This window comes from Phenylobacterium sp. (assembly GCF_016793225.1).
In the GTDB taxonomy this organism is placed as follows: Bacteria; Pseudomonadota; Alphaproteobacteria; order Caulobacterales; family Caulobacteraceae; genus Phenylobacterium.
On record NZ_JAEUMN010000169.1, the window covers coordinates 1 to 19,465 of the forward strand.

General features: G+C 69.0%; 20 protein-coding genes, 1 tRNA gene and 1 pseudogene. 4 read left to right on the plus strand and 18 right to left on the minus strand.

Features of this window, described 5'->3' with window-relative positions; translation table 11 throughout:
• The 15 genes and pseudogenes from JNK30_RS19900 to JNK30_RS19970 form a co-directional block, all read right to left on the minus strand.
• A pseudogene (locus JNK30_RS19900) lies at positions 1–461 on the minus strand (NADH-quinone oxidoreductase subunit L); the annotation flags it as partial.
• A gap of 6 nt (positions 462–467) precedes the next feature.
• Entirely contained in the window at positions 468–776 is a 309-nt protein-coding gene (gene nuoK, locus JNK30_RS19905) for an NADH-quinone oxidoreductase subunit NuoK (RefSeq protein WP_293484983.1), read from the minus strand.
• A gap of 96 nt (positions 777–872) precedes the next feature.
• On the minus strand, positions 873–1,496 hold the full coding sequence (locus JNK30_RS19910) for an NADH-quinone oxidoreductase subunit J (RefSeq protein ID WP_293484985.1): 624 nt from the start codon (positions 1,494–1,496) through the stop codon (positions 873–875).
• A 64-nt stretch (positions 1,497–1,560) separates the two neighbouring features.
• Positions 1,561–2,052, minus strand: a complete 492-nt coding sequence (nuoI, locus tag JNK30_RS19915; protein ID WP_293484987.1) for an NADH-quinone oxidoreductase subunit NuoI — start codon at positions 2,050–2,052, stop codon at positions 1,561–1,563.
• Positions 2,053–2,256: a hypothetical protein gene (locus tag JNK30_RS19920; RefSeq protein WP_293484989.1), complete on the minus strand. Its 204-nt coding sequence runs from the start codon at positions 2,254–2,256 to the stop codon at positions 2,053–2,055.
• On the minus strand, positions 2,253–3,332 hold the full coding sequence (nuoH, locus tag JNK30_RS19925) for an NADH-quinone oxidoreductase subunit NuoH (protein ID WP_293484991.1): 1,080 nt from the start codon (positions 3,330–3,332) through the stop codon (positions 2,253–2,255). The genes JNK30_RS19920 and nuoH overlap by 4 nt, the downstream gene beginning before the upstream one ends.
• A gap of 4 nt (positions 3,333–3,336) precedes the next feature.
• Positions 3,337–5,376, minus strand: coding sequence for an NADH-quinone oxidoreductase subunit NuoG (gene nuoG, locus JNK30_RS19930; RefSeq protein ID WP_293484993.1), 2,040 nt, complete (start codon positions 5,374–5,376; stop codon positions 3,337–3,339).
• A gap of 6 nt (positions 5,377–5,382) precedes the next feature.
• Positions 5,383–6,696 carry an NADH-quinone oxidoreductase subunit NuoF gene (gene nuoF / locus JNK30_RS19935; protein ID WP_293484995.1) on the minus strand — a complete coding sequence of 438 codons (1,314 nt, stop codon included), beginning with the start codon at positions 6,694–6,696 and terminating at the stop codon, positions 5,383–5,385.
• Position 6,697: 1 nt separating this feature from the next.
• Complete coding sequence (locus JNK30_RS19940; protein ID WP_293484997.1) at positions 6,698–6,907, minus strand: hypothetical protein; 210 nt, start codon at positions 6,905–6,907, stop codon at positions 6,698–6,700.
• Positions 6,904–7,584 carry an NADH-quinone oxidoreductase subunit NuoE gene (nuoE, locus tag JNK30_RS19945; protein WP_293484999.1) on the minus strand — a complete coding sequence of 227 codons (681 nt, stop codon included), beginning with the start codon at positions 7,582–7,584 and terminating at the stop codon, positions 6,904–6,906. Before nuoE ends, JNK30_RS19940 begins: the two co-directional genes overlap by 4 nt.
• Before the next feature lie 7 nt (positions 7,585–7,591).
• Positions 7,592–7,942: a nuclear transport factor 2 family protein gene (locus JNK30_RS19950; RefSeq protein ID WP_293485001.1), complete on the minus strand. Its 351-nt coding sequence runs from the start codon at positions 7,940–7,942 to the stop codon at positions 7,592–7,594.
• Positions 7,939–9,177, minus strand: a complete 1,239-nt coding sequence (locus JNK30_RS19955; RefSeq protein WP_293485003.1) for an NADH-quinone oxidoreductase subunit D — start codon at positions 9,175–9,177, stop codon at positions 7,939–7,941. The genes JNK30_RS19950 and JNK30_RS19955 overlap by 4 nt, the downstream gene beginning before the upstream one ends.
• A complete protein-coding gene (locus tag JNK30_RS19960) occupies positions 9,174–9,794 on the minus strand; it encodes an NADH-quinone oxidoreductase subunit C (RefSeq protein WP_293485005.1) in 621 nt (206 codons plus the stop codon). Before JNK30_RS19960 ends, JNK30_RS19955 begins: the two co-directional genes overlap by 4 nt.
• Complete coding sequence (locus JNK30_RS19965; RefSeq protein ID WP_293485007.1) at positions 9,791–10,390, minus strand: NADH-quinone oxidoreductase subunit B family protein; 600 nt, start codon at positions 10,388–10,390, stop codon at positions 9,791–9,793. Before JNK30_RS19965 ends, JNK30_RS19960 begins: the two co-directional genes overlap by 4 nt.
• Positions 10,360–10,737, minus strand: coding sequence for an NADH-quinone oxidoreductase subunit A (locus tag JNK30_RS19970; RefSeq protein ID WP_293485009.1), 378 nt, complete (start codon positions 10,735–10,737; stop codon positions 10,360–10,362). Before JNK30_RS19970 ends, JNK30_RS19965 begins: the two co-directional genes overlap by 31 nt.
• A 194-nt stretch (positions 10,738–10,931) precedes the next feature.
• Here JNK30_RS19970 and JNK30_RS19975 point away from each other — a divergent pair.
• From JNK30_RS19975 to JNK30_RS19985, 3 genes are all read left to right on the plus strand, one after another.
• A tRNA-Asp gene (locus tag JNK30_RS19975) sits at positions 10,932–11,008 on the plus strand.
• A gap of 573 nt (positions 11,009–11,581) precedes the next feature.
• Positions 11,582–13,156 (plus strand): tetratricopeptide repeat protein, encoded by a 1,575-nt coding sequence (locus JNK30_RS19980; protein WP_293485011.1) that lies wholly within the window; start codon positions 11,582–11,584, stop codon positions 13,154–13,156.
• 131 nt (positions 13,157–13,287) lie between these two features.
• Entirely contained in the window at positions 13,288–15,480 is a 2,193-nt protein-coding gene (locus JNK30_RS19985; protein WP_293485013.1) for an NAD(P)-binding protein, read from the plus strand.
• 9 nt (positions 15,481–15,489) lie between these two features.
• Here JNK30_RS19985 and JNK30_RS19990 read toward each other — a convergent pair whose 3' ends face one another.
• Positions 15,490–16,017: an ACT domain-containing protein gene (locus JNK30_RS19990; RefSeq protein WP_293485015.1), complete on the minus strand. Its 528-nt coding sequence runs from the start codon at positions 16,015–16,017 to the stop codon at positions 15,490–15,492.
• Positions 16,017–16,202 (minus strand): hypothetical protein, encoded by a 186-nt coding sequence (locus JNK30_RS19995; protein ID WP_293485017.1) that lies wholly within the window; start codon positions 16,200–16,202, stop codon positions 16,017–16,019. Before JNK30_RS19995 ends, JNK30_RS19990 begins: the two co-directional genes overlap by 1 nt.
• A gap of 177 nt (positions 16,203–16,379) precedes the next feature.
• Here JNK30_RS19995 and JNK30_RS20000 point away from each other — a divergent pair, with 177 nt between their 5' ends.
• Entirely contained in the window at positions 16,380–17,219 is an 840-nt protein-coding gene (locus JNK30_RS20000) for an alpha/beta hydrolase (RefSeq protein ID WP_293485019.1), read from the plus strand.
• Between the two features lie 14 nt (positions 17,220–17,233).
• Here JNK30_RS20000 and JNK30_RS20005 read toward each other — a convergent pair whose 3' ends face one another.
• Complete coding sequence (locus tag JNK30_RS20005; RefSeq protein WP_293485021.1) at positions 17,234–19,393, minus strand: penicillin acylase family protein; 2,160 nt, start codon at positions 19,391–19,393, stop codon at positions 17,234–17,236.
• Positions 19,394–19,465 lie beyond the last annotated feature (72 nt).

The following is a 19,465-nucleotide window of genomic DNA, read 5'->3' on the forward strand; positions in this document are numbered from 1 at the left end:
TAGCTGGCCAGGCCCACGCCTTCCCAGCCGAAGAACAGCTGCATGAAGTCGTTCGCGCTGATCAGCGACAGCATCGCGAACGTGAACAGCGACAGGTAGGCGAAGAACCGCGGCTTGCTGGGATCGTCCGCCATGTACCCCCAGGAGTAGAGGTGCACGAGCGAGCTCACGGTGGTGACCACCACGAGCATCACCGCCGACAGGCCGTCCAGCCGGAACGCCCAGTTGGAGACGAAGTCGCCCACGTGGATGAACGGCGCGTAGATGACCGTGAACGGCTCGAGGCCGCCCCACGTCCATTGGGCGAACACCACCCACGACAGGATGGCCGACAGGAACAGGAAGCCCGTGGTGACGCCGCGGCTGAGATTGTCGCCCAGCCGGCGACCGAACAGGCCCGCGGCGATCGCCCCGATCAGCGGGCCGAACAGGATGACGGTGACGAGGACTTTCGGATCCACTTGCGATCAGCCCTTCATCATCGAGGCGTCGTCCACGGCGATGTCGCCGCGGTTGCGGAAGAAGGTGACGAGGATGGCCAGGCCGACGGCGGCCTCCGCGGCCGCCACGGTCAGCACGAACATCGCGAAGACCTGGCCCGCGAGGTTGCCCAGGAAGACCGAGAACGCCACCAGGTTGATGTTCACGGCGAGCAGCATCAGCTCGACCGACATCAGGATGACGATGATGTTCTTGCGGTTCACGAAGATGCCGAAGACGCCGATCGTGAACAGGATGGCGGCGACCGCCAGATAGTGCGCGAGCCCGATGGTCATCCGCCTACGCTCCTTCGGAGCTACGGAGGATCGAGCCTCCGGTTCGAGAATTCGGGCTCATGGATGCTCGTTCTTCAGAGCCTTGGCGGAGCAGGATCATTCGCCGATCCCTTCGCCGGGCTTCAGATTGGTGATCCGCATCCCCGTCTTCGGCGTGCGCAGCACCTGGTCCATGATCACCTGCCGTCGAACGCCGGGCTTGTGGCGCAGCGTGAGCACGATGGCGCCGATCATCGCGACCAGCAGGACCAGGCCGGCCGCCTGGAAGAAGTAGATGTAGTCCGTGTAGAGCACCCGCCCGATCGCCTCGGCGTTCGAGAGCGCGCTGCCGGCGCCCGAGGCCATCGGGTTCTCGTTGTCCTTGGCGGCGCCCGATCCGGCGACCGTGGCCGAGACCAGCACCATCTCAGCCGCCAGGAAGACCGCGATCAGCAGGCCCAGCGGCATGTACCGGGCAAAGCCCTGGCGCAGCGCCGCGAAGTCCACGTCGAGCATCATCACGACGAAGAGGAACAGCACCGCGACGGCGCCCACGTAGACGACCACCAGCAGCATGGCGATGAACTCGGCGCCCATCAGGACGAAGAGCCCGGCCGCCGAGAAGAAGCTCAGGATCAGCCACAGCACCGAGTGCACCGGGTTGCGGGCCGAGACCACGCAGAATCCGGCCGCCACGGTCACCGCCGCCATCAGGTAGAATGCGATCGCCTGCAGGGCCATTTCGGCTCTCTAAATCCCCTCGAATTACGCTTGCGGAAGCTGCGGCGGAATCGCGCCGCCTCTCCTATCGGTACGGTGCGTCCAGTTCCAGATTCTTCGCGATCTCCCGCTCCCAGCGGTCGCCGTTATCCAGCAGGCGCTCCTTGTCGTAGTAGAGCTCCTCGCGGGTTTCGACGGCGAACTCCAGGTTCGGGCCCTCGACGATGGCGTCCACCGGGCAGGCCTCCTGGCACAGGCCGCAGTAGATGCATTTGACCATGTCGATGTCGTAGCGGGTCGTGCGCCGGCTGCCGTCGGCGCGCGGCTCGGCCTCGATGGTGATGGCCTGCGCCGGGCAGACCGCCTCGCACAGCTTGCAGGCGATGCAGCGCTCTTCCCCGTTCGGGTAGCGGCGCAGCGCATGCTCGCCGCGGAAGCGCGGGCTCTGCGGGTTCCGCTCGTGCGGGTACTGCACGGTCTTCTTGGGCCGCACCATGTACTTCATGCCGAGGCCGAAGGCCCCCACGAAGTCCATCAGCGCCGCGCCCTTCAGCGCCTGTCCGATCCGGTTCAGCATCTACTTGTTCTTCTCGCAGGCGTAGTCGTCCAGGTACTGGGCGTCGCCGTTCCGTTGAAGCTTCAGGGCGCCGCCCTTGTCGGCGCAGGCCCTCTGCGCGGCCTTGATCTCGTCGTAGGTCGCCAGCCCCCCGGCCTTGCCGAAGCCGGCTCCCCCGCTGCACGCGGTGAGCGCCAGGGCGGCGATCAGTGCGAAGGCCCTCATCCCGGAAGCCCCGTATAGACCCGCCAGCCGGCCACCACCGCGACGGCCACCAGAGAGGTCGGCAGGAACACCTTCCAGCCCAGCCGCATCAGCTGGTCATAGCGGTAGCGGGGCACGATGGAGCGGACCATCGCGTTCATGAAGAACACGAAGAAGGTCTTGGCCGCGTAGAAGAAGAGGCCGTGCAGGCCGACCAGCCACGCGGGCCAGGCGGCCAGGTATGGCGTCGGCCACGGCGCATTCCAGCCGCCCAGGAACAGCACCGCCATCAGGCCGCTCATCAGGACGATGTTCGCCGTCTCGGCCAGGTAGAAGAGCATGTAGGGCGTCGAGCCGTACTCGACGGCGTAGCCCGCCACGAGCTCCGACTCGGCTTCCGGCAGGTCGAACGGCGGACGGTTCGTCTCGGCCAGGCCCGAGATGAAGAAGATCACGCCCATCGGGAACATGATCAGCACCAGCGGCCAGTTGACGTGCCAGTCCGGGCCGCCGCCGAACATGAACCAATGCCAGAACCCGCCCTCCTGGGCGCGGGTGATCTCGTTCAGGTTCATGGTGCCGGCCAGCAGGATCACGGTGATGATCACGAAGCCGATCGAGACCTCGTAGCTCACCATCTGCGCGGCCGAGCGGAGCGACCCTAGGAACGGGTACTTCGAGTTCGAGGCCCAGCCGCCCATGATGATGCCGTAGACGCCCATCGAGCTGACCGCGAACAGGTAGAGGATGCCGACGTTGATGTCCGAGACCGCCCAGCCCGGCGCGATCGGCATCACCGCCCAGGCGCCGAGCGCCAGGGTCACGCTGATGAGCGGCGCGAGCAGATAGACGGCCTTGTCGGCGCCGGCCGGGATCACGAGCTCCTTCACCAGGAACTTGCCCAGGTCGGCGAAGGACTGCAGCAGCCCGAACGGCCCCACCACGTTGGGGCCCTTCCGCGCCTGCACGCCCGCGAAGATCTTGCGGTCGCCGTAGATGATGAAGGCGATCGTCAGCAGCAGGACGACGGTGACGGCCAGGATGTGGGCCACCGTGATGATCGTCCAGCCGATCGGGGAGCTCCAGAATTCCGCCACGCCCCTACTCCGCTGCGATCTTGGCCGCGCCCGAGGCGAGCTGGGCGCATTCGGCCATCGTCACGCTGGCGCGCGCGATGGGGTTGGTGAGGTGGAAGCTGCGCACGGCGCCCGCGAACGGCGCGTCCGAGAGCTGGCCCTTCGCGCCCAGGGCGGCGAAGTCCACGGCGGCCGGCGTCTCGGCCACATAGCCGATGCGGCCGAAGCTCGGATGGTCGGCGAACAGTTTCGCGCGGAGCTGGTCAAGGCTGTCGTAGGGCAGCGTGGCGCCCACGCGTTCGCTGAGCGCCCGCAGGATGGCCCAGTCCTCCCGCGCCTCGCCCTTCGGGAACACGGCGCGGAAGCCCATCTGCACCCGGCCTTCGGTGTTCACATAGAGGCCGTTCTTCTCGGTGTAGGCCGCGCCCGGCAGGACCACGTCGGCGCGGTGCGCGCCGGCGTCGCCGTGCGTGCCGAGGTAGACGACGAAGGCGTCGGACTTCGACAGGTCGATCTCGTCCGCGCCCAGCAGGACCAGCAGGTCGGCGCCGCCCTTGGCCGCCAGTTCCGCGGCCGAGCGGCCGCCCTCGGCCGGCACGAAGCCCAGGTCGAGGCCGCCGACCCGGCTCGCGGCCGAATGCAGCACGTTCCAGGTCATGCCGAACGCCTTGGCGACGTCGGCGGCTGCGCGAAGCACAGCCAGGCTGTCGGGCCGGTTCAGAGCGCCCGCGCCGATCACGATCGCCGGCGCCTTGGCCTCCCTGAGCCGCTTCACGAAGTCGGACTTCGACTTCGCGAGGCCCGCGAGCGAGGCCGGGCCCGCGCCCAGATGCTCGTAGCCGTAGGTCAGGTCGGCGGCCTCGCCGACCACGCCCACCCGGGTGGCGCCCGCCAGCCAGCGCTTGCGGATGCGCGCGTTGAGCACCGGCGCCTCGAGGCGCGGATTGCTGCCGACCAGCAGGATATAGTCCGCCTCTTCAAGGCCCTGGATCGACGAATTGAACAGCCAGGTCTCGCGGGCGCCGTGGCCCAGCACCATGCCGTCCTGGCGGCAGTCGAGGCTGGTGACGCCCAGGCTGCCGAACAGGTCCTTCGCCGCCTTCATGGACTCGGCGTCCTGCAGGTCGCCGGCGATGACGCCGATGCGGTCTGGGTTGGTCGACCGCACCTTGGCGGCGACCACGTCCAGCGCCTCGGCCCAGGTGGCGGCGCGCAGCTTGCCGTTCTCGCGCACGAAGGGGCGGTCCAGCCGCTGACGCGACAGGCCGTCGACGGCGTAGCGGGTCTTGTCCGAGATCCACTCCTCGTTGACCGCCTCGTTGATGCGCGGCAGCACGCGCAGCACCGCGGGGCCGCGGGCGTCGACGCGAATGGCCGAGCCCAGGGCGTCCATGACGTCCACGCTCTCGGTCTTCTTCAGCTCCCAGGGCCGGGCGTTGAACGCGTACGGCTTGGAGGTCAGCGCGCCCACCGGGCAGAGATCGATCACGTTGGCGCTCAGTTCGGACGCCACGGCCTTGTCGAGATAGGTCGTGATTTCAACGTCTTCGCCGCGCGAGATAAGGCCGATGTCCGGCACGCCGGCCACCTCGGTGATGAAGCGGACGCAGCGCGTGCACTGGATGCAACGGGTCATGACCGTCTTGATCAGCGGACCCATGTACTTCTCTTCGACGGCCCGCTTGTTCTCGGCGTAGCGGCTGTCGTCGCGGCCATAACCCATGGCCTGGTCCTGCAGGTCGCACTCCCCGCCCTGGTCGCAGATCGGGCAATCCAGCGGGTGGTTGATGAGCAGGAACTCCATCACCCCGTGGCGCGCCTTCTTCACCATCGGCGTGTCGGTGAAGATCTCCTGCCCCTCGGCGGCCGGCAGCGCGCACGACGCCTGCGGCTTCGGCGGGCCGGGCTTCACCTCGACCAGGCACATGCGGCAGTTGCCGGCGATGCTCAGTCGTTCGTGGTAGCAGAACCGGGGGATCTCCTTGCCCGCCAGCTCGCAGACCTGGAGGACGTTCATCCCCGGCTCGAACTCGACCTCGACCCCGTCGACCTTGGCGATCGGCATCTCGACTTACTCCGCCGCGATCGACGCGCCGGCGTAGGAGCCCTTGCGCGCACGATAGGTGTTGATGCGGTCCTCCACCTCATGGCGGAAGTGGCGGAAGAGGCCCTGGATCGGCCAGGCGGCCGCATCGCCCAGGCCGCAGATGGTGTGGCCCTCGACCTGGCTGGCCACGTCGAGCAGCAGGTCGATCTCGGACATCTCGGCCTCGCCGGTGACCATCCGCTCCATCACCCGCCACATCCAGCCGGTGCCTTCGCGGCACGGCGTGCACTGGCCGCAGCTCTCGTGCTTGTAGAAGTAGCTCGCGCGGGCGATCGCCTTCACCAGGTCGGCGTCCTTGTCGAACACGATCATGGTGCCGGTGCCCAGGCCCGAGCCCCGCGCCTGCAGGTCCTCGTAGGTCATCACCGCGACCTCGGCCTCCTCGGCCGGGATCATCCGCACCGAGATGCCGCCGGGGATCACGGCCTTCAGGTTGCCCCAGCCGCCGCGCACGCCGCCCATGTGCTCTTCGATCAGCGTCTTCAGCGGAATGCCGACGGCGTCCTCGACCACGCAGGGCTTGTTCAGGTGGCCCGAGCCCGCGAACAGCTTCGTACCCGTCGACTTCTCGGTGCCGAACTGGGCGAACCAGTCGGCGCCGCGGCGCAGGATCGTGCCCACGACCGCGATGGTCTCGACGTTGTTCACCGTGGTCGGGCAGCCGTAGATGCCGGCGCCGGCGGGGAACGGGGGCTTCAGGCGCGGCTGGCCCTTCTTGCCCTCGAAGCTCTCCATCAGGGCGGTCTCGTCGCCACAGATGTAGGCCCCGCCGCCGTGCTGGACGCGGACGTCCACGTCGTAGCCCAGGATGGATCCGGGCCCGAGCAGCTTGGCGTCATAGGCCTGCCTGATGGCGGCCAGCAGGCGCTCGCGCTCGTGCACGTACTCGCCGCGGATGTAGATGTAGGCGTTGTGGCTGCGCATGGCGCGGCAGGCGATCACGCAGCCCTCGATCAGGAGATGCGGGTCGTTGCGCAGGATGTCGCGGTCCTTGCAGGCGCCCGGCTCGGATTCGTCGGCGTTGACCAGCAGGTAGTGCGGCCGCTCGCTCTCCTGCTTCGGCATGAAGGTCCACTTCAGGCCCGTGGCGAAGCCGGCCCCGCCCCGGCCCCGCAGGCCCGAGGCCTTGATCTGGTCGCAGATCCACTCGGGCGTCTGGGCGACCATGTCGGCCGTCCCGTTCCACGCCCCGCGCGCCTTCGCCCCCTCCAGGCCCCAGTCGCGCTGGCCGTAGAGGTTGAGGAAGATGCGGTCCTTGTCGGCCAGCAAACCGGGCACGTCAGGAGTCTCCCTTGCGGCCGCGCAGGGCGGCCATGAACCACACCTGGACGGCGAAGCCGCCCACGACCGCCGCGATCACCACGGCGAGCGCCCAGGACTGGCCCTGGGCGTAAAGCACGATGCCCACGATGGCGACCAGCGCCGCCACCACGTTGGCGATCATCATCACGCTGCGCCGCCGCTTGATGGCCTCAACGTCGAGCGTCATGCGCTCACCTTCGGGGCCTTGCCGGCCTTCGGCGGCAGGTTCGGGATCTTGATCTTCTTGCCCAGCGAGCCGTCGAAGAGTTTCGGGTCGGTCAGCGTCAGCGGCCCGCCCTCCGGAGCCGAGCCCTGGCGGCCGATTTCCGATCCCGGCGGCGGCCCCTTCCCGGCCGCGAACGCGTCGAGCAGTTTCTCGAGGCCCTCGGGCGTGAGGTCCTCGTAGTAGCGGTCGTTGATGGCGGCCATCGGCGCATTGGCGCAGGCGCCCAGGCACTCGACTTCCTGCCAGTAGAACTTGCCGTCCGCCGAGCGATGGTTCTGCGGGCCGATCCGCCGCTTGCAGACCGCCATCAGCGCCTCGGAGCCGCGCGTCTGGCACGGCGTCGTGCCGCACACCTGCACCAGCGCGTGCGTGCCCACCGGCTCCAGCATGAACATGGTGTAGAAGGTGGCCACCTCCAGCACCCGGATCACCGGCACGCCGAGGAGCTCGGCCACCGCGCGGATCGCGGGCTCGGGAACCCATCCCTCCTGCTTCTGGACCAGCCACAGGACCGGCACCATGGCCGACTGCTGGCGGCCCGGCGGGAAGTTGGCCATCCACTGCTTGGCCGCCTTCAGCGTCTCGGGCGCGAAGGTGAAGCTGGCGGGCTGGTTCGGCGAAAGGCGACGGACGCTCACGCGGGCCTCACTTGCGGAAGTCCACGCGGGCGATCCGGCCGCCCGCGAGGGTGTAGATGGCGATCACCTGGAAGGCCTCGGTCACGCCGTCGCGGAACACCCGCTCGTGGTCGATGACGGTATCCCCCACGCAGATGCGGTTCACCAGTTCGGCCCGGTTCTTCGGGAAGTCGGCGAAGACCTGCTGGTACTTCGCGCGGTAGGCGTCCTTGCCCTGGAGCGTGACGTCGCCGTTCAGGTCGGCCACCACCACGTCGTCGGCGAAGAACGCGCAGTGCGCGTCCAGGTCCTGGCGGTTGTAGGCCTCCAGCTGCCCGGCCGCGACGTCCAGCGGCGAGAGGGTCGCGGGCGCGGTCAACGGTCGATCTCCCCGAACACGATGTCGAGCGAGCCCAGGATGGCGGAGACGTCCGCCAGCATGTGGCCGCGGTTCATCCAGTCCATGGCCTGCAGGTGCGGATAGCCCGGCGCGCGGATCTTGAGCCGGTAGGGTTTGTTGGTGCCGTCGCTCACCAGGTAGACGCCGAACTCGCCCTTGGGCGCCTCGACGCAGGCATAGACCTCGCCGGGCGGGGTCCGATAGCCCTCGGTGAAGAGCTTGAAGTGGTGGATGAGCGCCTCCATCGAGCGCTTCATCTCGCCCCGGGCCGGCGGCGTGATCTTGTTGTTCTCGGCCTTCACCGGGCCGGGCGACTTCAGCAGCGCGTCGCAGCACTGCATCATGATCTTCGTGGACTCCCGCATCTCCTGCATCCGGCAGAGGTAGCGGTCGTAGCAGTCGCCGTTCACGCCCAGCGGGACGTCGAACTCCATGTCGTTGTAGGCCGCGTAGGGCTGGCTGCGGCGCAGGTCCCACGGGATGCCCGAACCCCGCACCATCACGCCCGAGAAGCCCCAGGCGATCGCCTCGTCCCGGGTCACCTTCCCGATGTCGACGTTGCGCTGCTTGAAGATCCGGTTGCCCGTGATCAGGCCCTCGATGTCGTCGCAGATGCGCGGGAAGTGGTCGCACCAGTCCCGGATGTCGCGGACCAGCGCCTCGGGCAGGTCCTGCCGCACGCCGCCGACGCGATAGTAGTTGGCGTGCATCCGGGCGCCCGACGCGCGCTCGTAGAACACCATCAGCTTCTCGCGCTCTTCGAAGCCCCAGAGCGGCGGCGTCAGCGCGCCCACGTCCATGGCCTGCGTCGTCACGTTCAGCAGGTGGTTCAGGATCCGGCCGATCTCGTCATAGAGCGTGCGGATCAGCAGCGCCCGGTACGGGACCTCGACATCCAGCAGCTTCTCGATGGCCAGGCAGTACGCATGCTCCTGGTTCATCGGCGCCACGTAGTCGAGGCGGTCCATGTAGGGGATGGTCTGGCCGTAGGGCCGCGCCTCGATCAGCTTCTCCGTGCCGCGGTGCAGGAGGCCGATGTGGGGATCGACCCGCTCGACCACCTCGCCGTCCAGCTCCAGCACCAGGCGAAGCACGCCGTGCGCGGCCGGGTGCTGCGGGCCGAAGTTGATGTTGAACTTGCGGACCGGAGTCTCGCCTTCCCCGATCGTGCTCGGTAGGTCGGTCGCCGCCGCGGGTGCGTTCTGGCCGGTCATTTCTCAACCTTCTCGTCGCCCGGCAGCGCCGGCGAGAAGCCCTTCTCCATCCCCTCCCACGGCGAGAGGAAGTCCCAGTTGCGCCATTCGACCGACTTCACGGGCTCGTAGACCACCCGCTTGAGCTCGTCGTCGTAGCGGACCTCGACGTAGCCGGTCATCGGGAAGTCCTTCCGCAGCGGATGGCCGTGGAAGCCGTAGTCGGTGAGGATCCGGCGAAGGTCGGGGTGCCCGTCGAAGAAGATGCCGTACATGTCGAACGCCTCGCGCTCGTACCAGTCGGCGGCCGGGAACAGCGACACCACGGACGGCACCGCGGTGTCCTCGTCGGTCTGCACCTTGAGCCGCACGCGGCGGTTCTTCGTCATCGACAGCAGGTGATAGACGACGTCGAAGCGCAGGGGCCGCTCGGGATAGTCCGCGCCGGCGAGGTCGATCAGCTGGTGGAAGCCCTGCGCGTGGCGCAGGTAGCTCAGCGCCTCGAGCACCCGGGCGGCCGGGGCCGTCAGCGTCAGCTCGCCGAACGCGGTCGATGCGCCGGTGAAGACGCCCTTGGCCTCCTTGCAGATGGCCTTGCCGAGCTTCTCGAGCTCTGTCGCGGTCGCCGGCCAGCTCATCGCACAATCGTCCCGGTGCGGCGGATCTTCTTCTGCAGCTGCAGCACGCCGTAGACCAGCGCCTCGGCCGTGGGCGGGCACCCGGGCACGTAGATGTCCACCGGCACGATCCGGTCGCAGCCCCGCACGGTCGAGTAGCTGAAGTAGTAGTAGCCGCCGCCGTTGGCGCAGCTGCCCATCGAGATCACGTACCGCGGTTCGGGCATCTGGTCGTAGACCTTGCGCAGCGCCGGGGCCATCTTGTTCACGAGCGTGCCCGCCACGATCATCACGTCGCTCTGCCGCGGGCTCGCGCGCGGGGCGAAGCCGTAGCGCTCCAGGTCGTAGCGCGGCATCGAGGCCTGCATCATCTCGACCGCGCAGCAGGCCAGGCCGAACGTCATCCACATCAGCGACCCGGTGCGGGCCCAGGTGATGAGGTCGTCGACGCCGGCGGTCACGAAGCCCTTGTCGGCGAGACGCTGCGAGACGCCGTCGAAGAACGGGTCGTGCAGCTTCGGGTCGTAGCCCTCGACGGTCGTCCGGCCCGCGGCGCCCGCGGGAACGCCCGAGCCAGGCGGAACGATCACTCCCATTCCAGGGCGCCCTTCTTCCACTCGTAGATGAAGCCGACGGTCAGGACGCCCAGGAAGGTCATCATCGACCAGAAGGCGTACTTGGCGACGTCGGGCGGTAGGTTCATCAGCGCGACCGCCCAGGGAAACAGGAACGCCACCTCAAGGTCGAAGATGATGAACAGGATCGAGACCAGGTAGAACCGGACGTCGAACTTCATGCGCGCATCGTCGAAGGCGTTGAAGCCGCACTCGTACGACGACAGCTTCTCCGGGTCGGGCGCCTTGGGCGCGAGCACGGTCGCGAAGAGGATGAAGACGATGCCCAGCGCCGCCGCGATCCCCAGGAAGATCACGATGGGCAGGTACTCGAGCAGGAAGGCGTTCACGTAAGTCTCCGGCGGGAGTCGCGGCGCCCTTCTAGACCGTTCGACCGGGTGTTTCAAACAGGGGTTTTGCGCTGCGAAACGCCGCGGCGGGGATGGTCGCGGAAGCGCCGCGCCGACGGGCGCCGCACTCTTCCGTTGACACGATTCCGACCCGCCCATATGAGAGCCGCCTTCGCATCGCCGGACGGCTTTGCGCGGGTGTAGCTCAGTTGGTTAGAGCGCCGGCCTGTCACGCCGGAGGTCGCGGGTTCGAGTCCCGTCACTCGCGCCACGTCCGTGGCGCACCGAACATCCCACATTCGATCGTCGCGACGCCGGCCAGGCTACTCTCGTCGCGAATCGCCCTGCGCCGTTCCACGCAAAAAAAGACCCCCGATCCACGGGGATCGGGGGCTTGAAGAGGGCCCGCAGGGCTAGGGACCCGCAGGCTCCCGCCAGAGCGGCCCCGGGGGCGGCCCCCCAGCCACCCTCCGAAACCGTCGCCGGACGAGTTGGGCTCGCACCGGCGAGCCCGGGGGAAGGTTCCGGCCTTCATGGCGTCCCGTTGGACGCGGCCCTCCTGCCGAGCCTGCGGGAGCTGGGCGACGGCGCCGGAGGACTGGGGCTTGTGGGCAAAGTGTCGGGTCTGCCCGGCCCCCGATAAGGCCTGAACCCACCGTGAGAAGACCAGCGATAGCCCTGAATCGACATGGAGCGGTCCCGATCTTTCCCCGAGCAAACGCCGATCTTTCCGGCTTGGTGGCGACGGTTCGCCCCACTAGGTTAGCGGCGCGTCCGAGTCAGGGCTGTGGCGGGGATCGGCCGGGGGGCCGGCTCCGCGGATAGAACGGGACACAAGAGTTCGATGCAACTGGCCCACGAGGCTGGCTTTTCCCTGGGTTCCCTGGAAGTGCGGCCGTCGACGCGCGAAGTCATTGCTTCCCACGGCCGCGAGGTCCTGCAACCCCGCGTGATGCAGGTGCTCGTCATGCTGGCGCAGGCCGACGGCGCGGTGGTCAGCCGGGACGACCTGATCGCCAGATGCTGGGGCGGCCGCGTCGTCGGGGAGGACTCGATCACCCTCGTGATGGGCAAGCTGCGAAAGCTCGCCACGCGAAGCGGCGGCGCATTCGCCATCGAGACGATCCCCCGGGTCGGCTACCGCCTCACGGTCCCCGACGCCGCCGAGCCGGTCCGTGTGGCGGCGCGGACGGCGGAGCCGTCGCGGCCCCGGATCGTGGTGCTCGAGTTCACCCACCAGCCCGGCGACGAGGATCAGGCCTGGTTCGCCGAAGCGCTGGCCGACGAGCTCACGGCCGGGCTCTCCAAGTCGCCACTGCTCGCCGTCACCCCCCGGCAGTCCCTGCTGTATTCGGACGTCGTCGGCGCGCCGCCCGGCGCGATCTGCACGCGCCTCGGGGTGGACTACGTCCTGGACGGCAAGGTGCGGGCCCTGGGCGGCATGGTCCGGATCTCGGTCGACCTGATCCAGGGCGCCGACGAGACCAGCGCCTGGTCCGGCCGCTACGATCGGCCGATGGTCGATCTCTTCTCGCTCATGAACGAGATCACCACCTCGATCATCGGCACCGTCGAGCCCGCCGTGCTCGAGCGCGAGGAGACGAAGGCGCTCGCCACCCCCGAGCACAGCCTGCAGTTCTGGCGCCTGTTCGTGCAGGGCCGTCGCGCCTTCTGGCGCTCGACGCCCGAGGACGTGAGGGCGGCGGAAGAGCTTCTCGAGCAGGCCCTCAGGCTCGAGCCCAACGACGTCTCGGCCCTGTCCATCCTGGCGCACTGCAAGCTCTACGACGTCTGGAGCGGCACGGCCCGGGAGCCGGCGTCCAACATCGCCGAGGCGCATCGCATCGCCCTCCTCGCCGTCAGCGCCGGCGCCAACGACGCCTTCGCGCACTTCACGCTGGGCGTGGTGCTGTCCCTCATGGACCGCCTGCCAGAGGCGAAGGCCGAGCAGCGGCGCGCCCTGGAGCTCAACCCGTACCTCGCCGCAGCCCTGGGCGAGATGGGCCGGCTGCTCGCGTTCGAGGGCGAGTCCGCCGAGGCAATCGCCTATTCGAGCCGGGCGATCGCGGCGAGCCCGAACGACCCGCAGGCCTGGCTCTGGTTCCGGGCGAAGGCGCTGGCCCGCTTCGCCGCCGGCGACTACCACGAGGCGGCGCGGGACGCCGCCGACGCCCGCGCCCGCAAGCCCGAAAGGTTCTCGCTCTGCTATCTTCTTGCGGCCTGCTACAGCGCCGCCGGCCAGGTCGAGCAGGCCCGACGCGCCCTCGCCGAGGGCGACGCGCTCGCCCGCGAGCAGCATCCCGGCAAGGACGAGGGCTATTCGCTGGAGGCCCTCAGGACGGGCCATCCGTTCGTCAGGCCGCAAGATAGCGAACGCCTCGTTAAGGCTTTGCAGGCGATCGGCTGGAAAGGCCGCTGAGCGATCAACTTCTGCCACCTGTCGCGTCAGGATCTGCGAAGTCGTTCGCATCGCAAGATCTGCGCTTAACCCTAACTCAAGTCATGACCGGCCACTCTCACGATTAAAAGGTGGGGTAAGGTCTCGACAGGATGACGAAGACATCCAAGCCGCAGAAGGTGGCTATTCTGGGCGGCGGCATGGGCGGGCTTGCGACCGCGTTCAACCTATCGAACCGGCCGGGCTGGCAGGACGAGTACGAGATCACCGTCTACCAACTCGGGTGGCGGCTCGGCGGCAAGTGCGCCTCCTCCCGCGGCGAGAACGCGCGCATCGAAGAGCACGGCATCCACGGCTTCGTCGGCAGCTACTTCAACGCCATCCCGATGATGCACGAGGTGTACGCCGAGCTGAACCGCCCGGCGGGGATGCCCCTGGCCACGTTCGACCAGGCGTTCCTGCGCTCGAACTTCGCCATGATGTGGGAGTTCGAGAACGGCGGCCTCAAGCCCTGGCCGACGCGCTTCCCCGAGAACAAGCTCTCGCCGATCGATACGTCGGACTACCGGGGTCTCGAGAGCTGCCTCGAGGCGATCTTCTACGAAGTCGAGCAGATGCAGAGCTCGGTCGCGGGCGTGCCCAAGCTCGTCGAGCTCGCCATCTCGGCGCTTCTGGCCAGGGCGCGGGAGCAGGTGCGCGACATCCCGCTCTCCGCGGGTCCGAACCATCCGCTGGTCGGCGAGATCGAGGCCGCCCGCCGGCTTGTGCTGGGCTTCGTCGAGACGGTGGACGTCCTGGCGCCCGGCATCGCCGATCACTTCGACGACCTTCGCCATGCGCTGCTGACGCTGGACTTCTACGCGACGATGATCATCGGCGCGCTCAAGGACAATGTCGTGGTCAACGGCTTCGACGTGCTCGACGACGAGAACTGGAGCGACTGGCTGATCCGCCACGGAATCCAGGCGGCGACCCTGAAGTCTCCCGTCGTGATGATCACGGTGAACATCTGCTACCAGAGCCCGAACGGCGACACCTCGCGCGCCGCGCGGATGGCCGCCGGCGCATTCCTGGACTGGACGCTGCGCACCTGCGCCTACCGCGAGGCCTTCCTCTGGAGCTTCGCCGCCGGGACCGGGGAGACCGTCGTGGCGCCGATGTACGAGGTGCTGAAGCGTCGCGGCGTGAAGTTCGAGTTCTTCCACAAGGTGGACGCCCTGCGCCTCAGCGCCGACCGTCGCGCCGTCGACGCGGTCGAGTTCACCCTGCAGGCGACCCTCAAGGACCCCGCGCGGGGCTACGAGCCGCTGATCGAGGTCAAGGGGCTGCCGTCGTGGCCGCACCGGCCCCTCTACCAGCAGCTGAACGAAGGCGAGTTCATGCGGGCCCTGCAGCAGGATCTCGAGTCCTACTGGTGTCCGTGGCCGACGGCCGAGTTCCCGCACCTCAAGACGCCCAAGGTGCTGCGGCGCGGCGCGGACTTCGACCAAGTGGTCTTCGCCATCTCGCTCGGCGCCGCGCCGTTCCTGTGCCGCGAGCTGATCGACGAAAGCCCCCGCTGGCGCGACATGGTCGCTCACATCCCGACCGTGCAGACTCAGGCGATGCAGATCTGGCTTTCCAAGGACCTCTACGAACTGGGCTGGTCCGAGAAGCTGGACCCGGCCAAGAACGAAATCCCGATCAGCGGCACCTACTTCTGCCCGCCCAACGGCAACGCCGAGTACCACGACCTGATCAAGTACGAGGACTGGCCGGCGAACAACCGACCCAAGGCGCTCTGGTACTTCTGCGGCCTGATGCCCGACTACGAGCCGATGCCGCCCTTTTCCGACCACGAGTACCCGGCGCGCCAGGCGCAGCGGGTCAAGGCCCAGTGCATTCAGTACCTGCAGACCTCGATCGGCACGATGCTGCCCAACGCCACCGTGCGGGCCAACAACCCGATCGGCGACCCGATGGGGCTCGACTTCGACCTGCTGGTCGACACCCGCGACGTCGACGCCCAGGGTGTCCAGCGCTTCGACAGTCAGTTCTGGCGCGCCAACATCGACCCCACCGAGCGGTACGTGACGACGCCGCCCGGGAGCGTGAAGTACCGCCTGGAGGCCTGGGGATCGGGCTTCGAGAACCTCACCCTCGCCGGGGACTGGATCTACACCGGGCTCAACGTCGGCAGCTTCGAGGGCGCGGCCATGAGCGGCAAGCTCGCCAGCTACGCCGTCGCCGGCTACCCGGCCCTGGACACGGTGATCGGCTATCCCACGCAGCCGCGCCCGGCGGACGCGAACAGCACGCCCGCGCCCTGCTCGCGCCAGCTCCCACGCCTGCGCCTGGTGGGCTGACGCCGGTCCCTACCCCTCGCGCACAGGGGTCAAGGCCGTATCGACCATGATCTCGGCGGAGATCTCCTCAAGGGCGGCCTGCACGTCGGCCGCCCCGACGCCTGGCGGCAGCCGCAGCCGGGCCTCCAGGTGGAAGAGCACGCCGCCGGCGTGGGGCTCCGCGCTCAGGCGCGTGTCGAAGGCCTCGATGTTGACCTCGAGCCCGGCCAGCACGGCGGTCACCTGCCGGACGATGCCCGGCCGGTCCTGGCCCACCAGGCTCAACAGCAGCGCCTCGCCGCCCTCGCCGCCCCCGGCAGGGACCGCAGGCGCGATCCGCACCTCCAGCCCACGCGCGTCCACCGACGCCACCGCCTCGCGCAGCGCGTCGGTCCGGTCCTCGGCCAGCTCGACGAGAACCGAACCCACGTAGAGGCCGCCCAGGCGGCTCAGGTGGCTCTCCAGCCAGTTGCCGCCCGCGGACAGCACGGCCTGCGCAAGGGCCTCCGTAAGTCCAGGCCGGTCGCTGCCGCTTACGTTCAGGATCACCGACACCATCAGCGCTTGCCCTCCCACCAGTACGCGGCGCGCCTGCGCTCGCCGGTCACCACTTCGTCCATCGTCATCGGGTCATACAGGCGCCCGCCAAGCATCACGCGATGCACCTTCTCGCTGTTGCGGATATCTGCGGTCGGGTCGGCGTCGAGCACCACCAGGTCGGCGAGCTTGCCGCCGCGCCCCATCCCGTGGCCGCCAGCGCCAGGAACACCGATACTCTCATGCCGCGTCCTCGTCCTGGCGACGCCTCGAGCGCGCCACCCATGTCCTCAGCCCTGCGTATCGCCCGCGCCCGTGCGAAGGAAGCCCGGCGTTCGAACCGGGGCTTTGCGGACCCCGCGGCAACCCGGTACCCCTCGGGCATGTCCGAGCTCGCCATGCCCATCGAGGTCCTCCGCTTCCAGAGCGGCGACGTTGAGATCACTGCGGATGTCGCCGGGCCGGCAGACGGGGCCCCGGTGATCCTGCTGCATGGCGGAGGGCAGACGCGCGGCGCCTGGGGCGGCGCCTTGGCCGAGGGCGCGCGGCGGGGCTTCCGCATGATCAGCGCCGACCTGCGCGGCCATGGAGAGAGCGGCTGGTCGCCGGGCGCGGACTACGGCATGGCCGCCCACGCCGGGGATATCCGGGCGATCGCCGCCGCATTGCCGCGGGCGCCCTTCCTGGTCGGCGCCTCGCTGGGCGGCATGGCGAGCCTTTGCTACGCGGCGCTTCAGCACCCCCTGGCGGGACTGGTGATGGTGGACATCGCGCCCACGGTGAACACCGCCGGCACGGACCGTATCCTGGCCTTCATGCACAGCGCCCCCGAGGGCTTCGCCAGCGTCGAGGAAGCCGCCGACGCGGTGGCCGCCTATCTGCCGCACCGCAAGCGGCCGAAGGACACCTCGGGCCTCCTGCGGAACCTGCGCCTGCGGGACGGGCGCTACTTCTGGCACTGGGATCCGCGCATGTTCCGTGAGGACCGCCCCGCGCGCGACGTCGAGGGGCTGCGCGATGCGGCGCGGCGGCTGACGACGCCCACGCTGCTGGTCCGCGGCCGCCTCTCCGATGTGCTGTCTCAGGAAGGGGTCGACGACTTCCTGCAACTGGTCCCGCATGCCGAGTACGCCGACATCGCGGGCGCCGACCACATGGTCGCCGGCGACCGCAACGACGCCTTCAACGCCGCCGTGTTCGCTTTCCTCGAGCGACATCGCTGAACGGACGCGGCCGGTCACTCGCCCGGCCGGTACGTCCTCTCCACGTGGCCCTTCAGCTGGTCCGGGTGGAAGTAGACCTCCCGCAGGTCGCCCGCGGCGTAGCGATCGGCCTGGTCGTTGAAATGAGGGCTCTTCGGATCGCCGCTCTCGCCGCCGGCGCTCACCGCCCGCGCCCGGACGCGCGGCCCGAACTCGACCACCGCCACGAAGCTGTTGCCGCTCGTGCCGTAGTAGCGCCGCGTCCCGGGGTAGCGGCGGGCCCCGAACGACGCGAGCGAGCCCCAGGCCGCCGACGCGAAGGGCACGGCGATCGACGGCGCGTCGTCCCGGAACGTCTGGACAATGTCGCCGCTCAGCCGCTGGAAGCGATTGATCTCGCCCCACGGGACCTGCCAGCTCCCGAAATCCGCCGCCAGGCGGTCCGTGGCTTCCGACAGCGCCGCGAGCCGCTCGCCGGGGGGCCGCGCCGCCATGGCCTCGAGCAGCAAAAGGCTGCCGGGACGCCCCGGCGGGGTGCGGGCGGCCAGCGCCTCTGCCCAGAACACCGCCAGCGACGTCTCCGTCGACGTCGCCGACCACCGCCGGTCCCAGGCCCGCAGGCGCGCCACCGGTTCTGCGAGCCGGATTCTCACCGGGTCGCCGGGCGGAAGCGCATCCCAGGCGCTCGCCAGGGCCGGGATGAGGATGTCGAAGGCGGGAAGGTCCGGATCGTAGGCGGCGCGCAGGAGCGACTCCAGCGTGACGTCGCGACGTCCCTCGAGGACCCGCGTCGCGTGCAGCGTGCGCGCGTTCCGTCCAGCCACGTCCATGTAGCGCGGGAAGGCCTCGCGCCTGGGGCTCTCCGGACCGGCGCCCGAGTAGGGCCAGTCGTTGACGTTGAACACCCAGCCGCCCTTCGGACTCACTACGTTCGGCCGCTCGGCGAAGGCGTGCAGCGGGCCCCAGTCCGTGGCCGGGTCCGAGCCGTCGACCACCTTGGCGTAGTCGAACCGGTCGTCGCGCCGGGGAATGAACTGGGGGTGCAGATAGGCGGTCGCGCCATTCCGATCGGCGAAGAGCGTATTGTTGGACGAGTTGGCCTTGGCGGCCTCGGCCACGCGCAGGAAACCCTCGAGGTCGGTCGCCTTCGTGCGGAGGAACGACTGCGTCAGGGCTTCGACCGGCTTGTACATCATGGCGAACGCGATCCAGCGGTCGCCCTCGGCCCGCACGATGGGCCCGTGGTGCGTGCGGTGCACGGCGAACTGTCGGCTGCCGAGCGAGCCGTCCGCCCTCCGGAAGCTGACGCTGACCGTCGAGGTCCTGACCGGCCGCAGCTTGTCCCCGTAGCGGTAGGAAAGCCCGGTCGGGGTCCGCACGATCGTCTCGGCGAACTCGTCGACCACGTCCACGCCGCTCGAGGTGTGCATCCAGCCGGCGTGGGCGTTGAAGCCCTGGTAGACGAAGAACTGGCCCCACGTGACGGCGCCGTAGGCGTTCAGGCCCTCGTCGCTCGTCATCTGCAGCTCCGAGCGGAAGAAGAAGCTGGTGTGCGGGTTGATCAACAGCAGGGCGTGGCCGTCGCGGGCGATCCGCGGTCCGATCGCCATGCCGTTGGAGCCCGAAGGCTCCCGCAGCCTCTCCGGCGTCTCGGCCACGCTCGCCCGCCGATCCCCGCCGTAGAAGGCCTGCAGCCCGGCAAGCGGGATGCGCTCGATGTCGCCGCCGATGCTGCCCTCGGTGAAGCTGAGCGCCATCCAGGGCTCGAACCGCGTCAGCACCCTCGGCTTCACGTCCGGATGGGTCGCCAGATAGTGGTTGAGCCCGGCGGCCCAGCCCTCCATGAGCGCCCGCAGCCAGGCCGGCGCCGCGGCGTATCGGCGCTTCAGATCCGCTTCGTCGACGAACAGCCTCTGGCGAAGGTCCTGCCAGATCGCGCCCTCGCCCTCCGCCTCCGCGAGTCGGCCCAGGTTCACGAGATAGTTCGTCTCCACGCGATTGAAGTCGTCTTCCGCCTGCGCATAGGCGGCGCCGAACACCGCATCGGCGTCGGTCTTGCCGCGAATATGGGCGATGCCCCAGTCGTCACGGACGATGGTCACCCGCGCGGCCTGCGCCCGCCACTCCGCGCGGGGCTCGCCCATCGCCGGGGTCGCGATGAGCAGCGCCGCCGCGACCAGACCTTTCCACCCCACCGTACGCCCCTCCAGACCGTGGCTTTCGCCCCACCTCGCCCACGCCCGCAGCGAAAGTCCAGCCGTGACATC

What these genes read in the sequence shown, in the direction of transcription:
- nuoK (WP_293484983.1), bottom strand. Translation starts at nt 776, where the DNA reads ATGACCATCGGGCTCGCGCACTATCTGGCGGTCGCCGCCATCCTGTTC.
- JNK30_RS19910 (WP_293484985.1), bottom strand. Translation starts at nt 1,496, where the DNA reads ATGGCCCTGCAGGCGATCGCATTCTACCTGATGGCGGCGGTGACCGTG.
- nuoI (WP_293484987.1), bottom strand. Translation starts at nt 2,052, where the DNA reads ATGCTGAACCGGATCGGACAGGCGCTGAAGGGCGCGGCGCTGATGGAC.
- JNK30_RS19920 (WP_293484989.1), bottom strand. Translation starts at nt 2,256, where the DNA reads ATGAGGGCCTTCGCACTGATCGCCGCCCTGGCGCTCACCGCGTGCAGC.
- nuoG (WP_293484993.1), bottom strand. Translation starts at nt 5,376, where the DNA reads ATGCCGATCGCCAAGGTCGACGGGGTCGAGGTCGAGTTCGAGCCGGGG.
- JNK30_RS19940 (WP_293484997.1), bottom strand. Translation starts at nt 6,907, where the DNA reads ATGACGCTCGACGTTGAGGCCATCAAGCGGCGGCGCAGCGTGATGATG.
- JNK30_RS19955 (WP_293485003.1), bottom strand. Translation starts at nt 9,177, where the DNA reads ATGACCGGCCAGAACGCACCCGCGGCGGCGACCGACCTACCGAGCACG.
- JNK30_RS19960 (WP_293485005.1), bottom strand. Translation starts at nt 9,794, where the DNA reads ATGAGCTGGCCGGCGACCGCGACAGAGCTCGAGAAGCTCGGCAAGGCC.
- JNK30_RS19980 (WP_293485011.1), top strand. Translation starts at nt 11,582, where the DNA reads ATGCAACTGGCCCACGAGGCTGGCTTTTCCCTGGGTTCCCTGGAAGTG.
- JNK30_RS19985 (WP_293485013.1), top strand. Translation starts at nt 13,288, where the DNA reads ATGACGAAGACATCCAAGCCGCAGAAGGTGGCTATTCTGGGCGGCGGC.
- JNK30_RS19990 (WP_293485015.1), bottom strand. Translation starts at nt 16,017, where the DNA reads ATGGTGTCGGTGATCCTGAACGTAAGCGGCAGCGACCGGCCTGGACTT.
- JNK30_RS19995 (WP_293485017.1), bottom strand. Translation starts at nt 16,202, where the DNA reads ATGGGGCGCGGCGGCAAGCTCGCCGACCTGGTGGTGCTCGACGCCGAC.
- JNK30_RS20000 (WP_293485019.1), top strand. Translation starts at nt 16,380, where the DNA reads ATGTCCGAGCTCGCCATGCCCATCGAGGTCCTCCGCTTCCAGAGCGGC.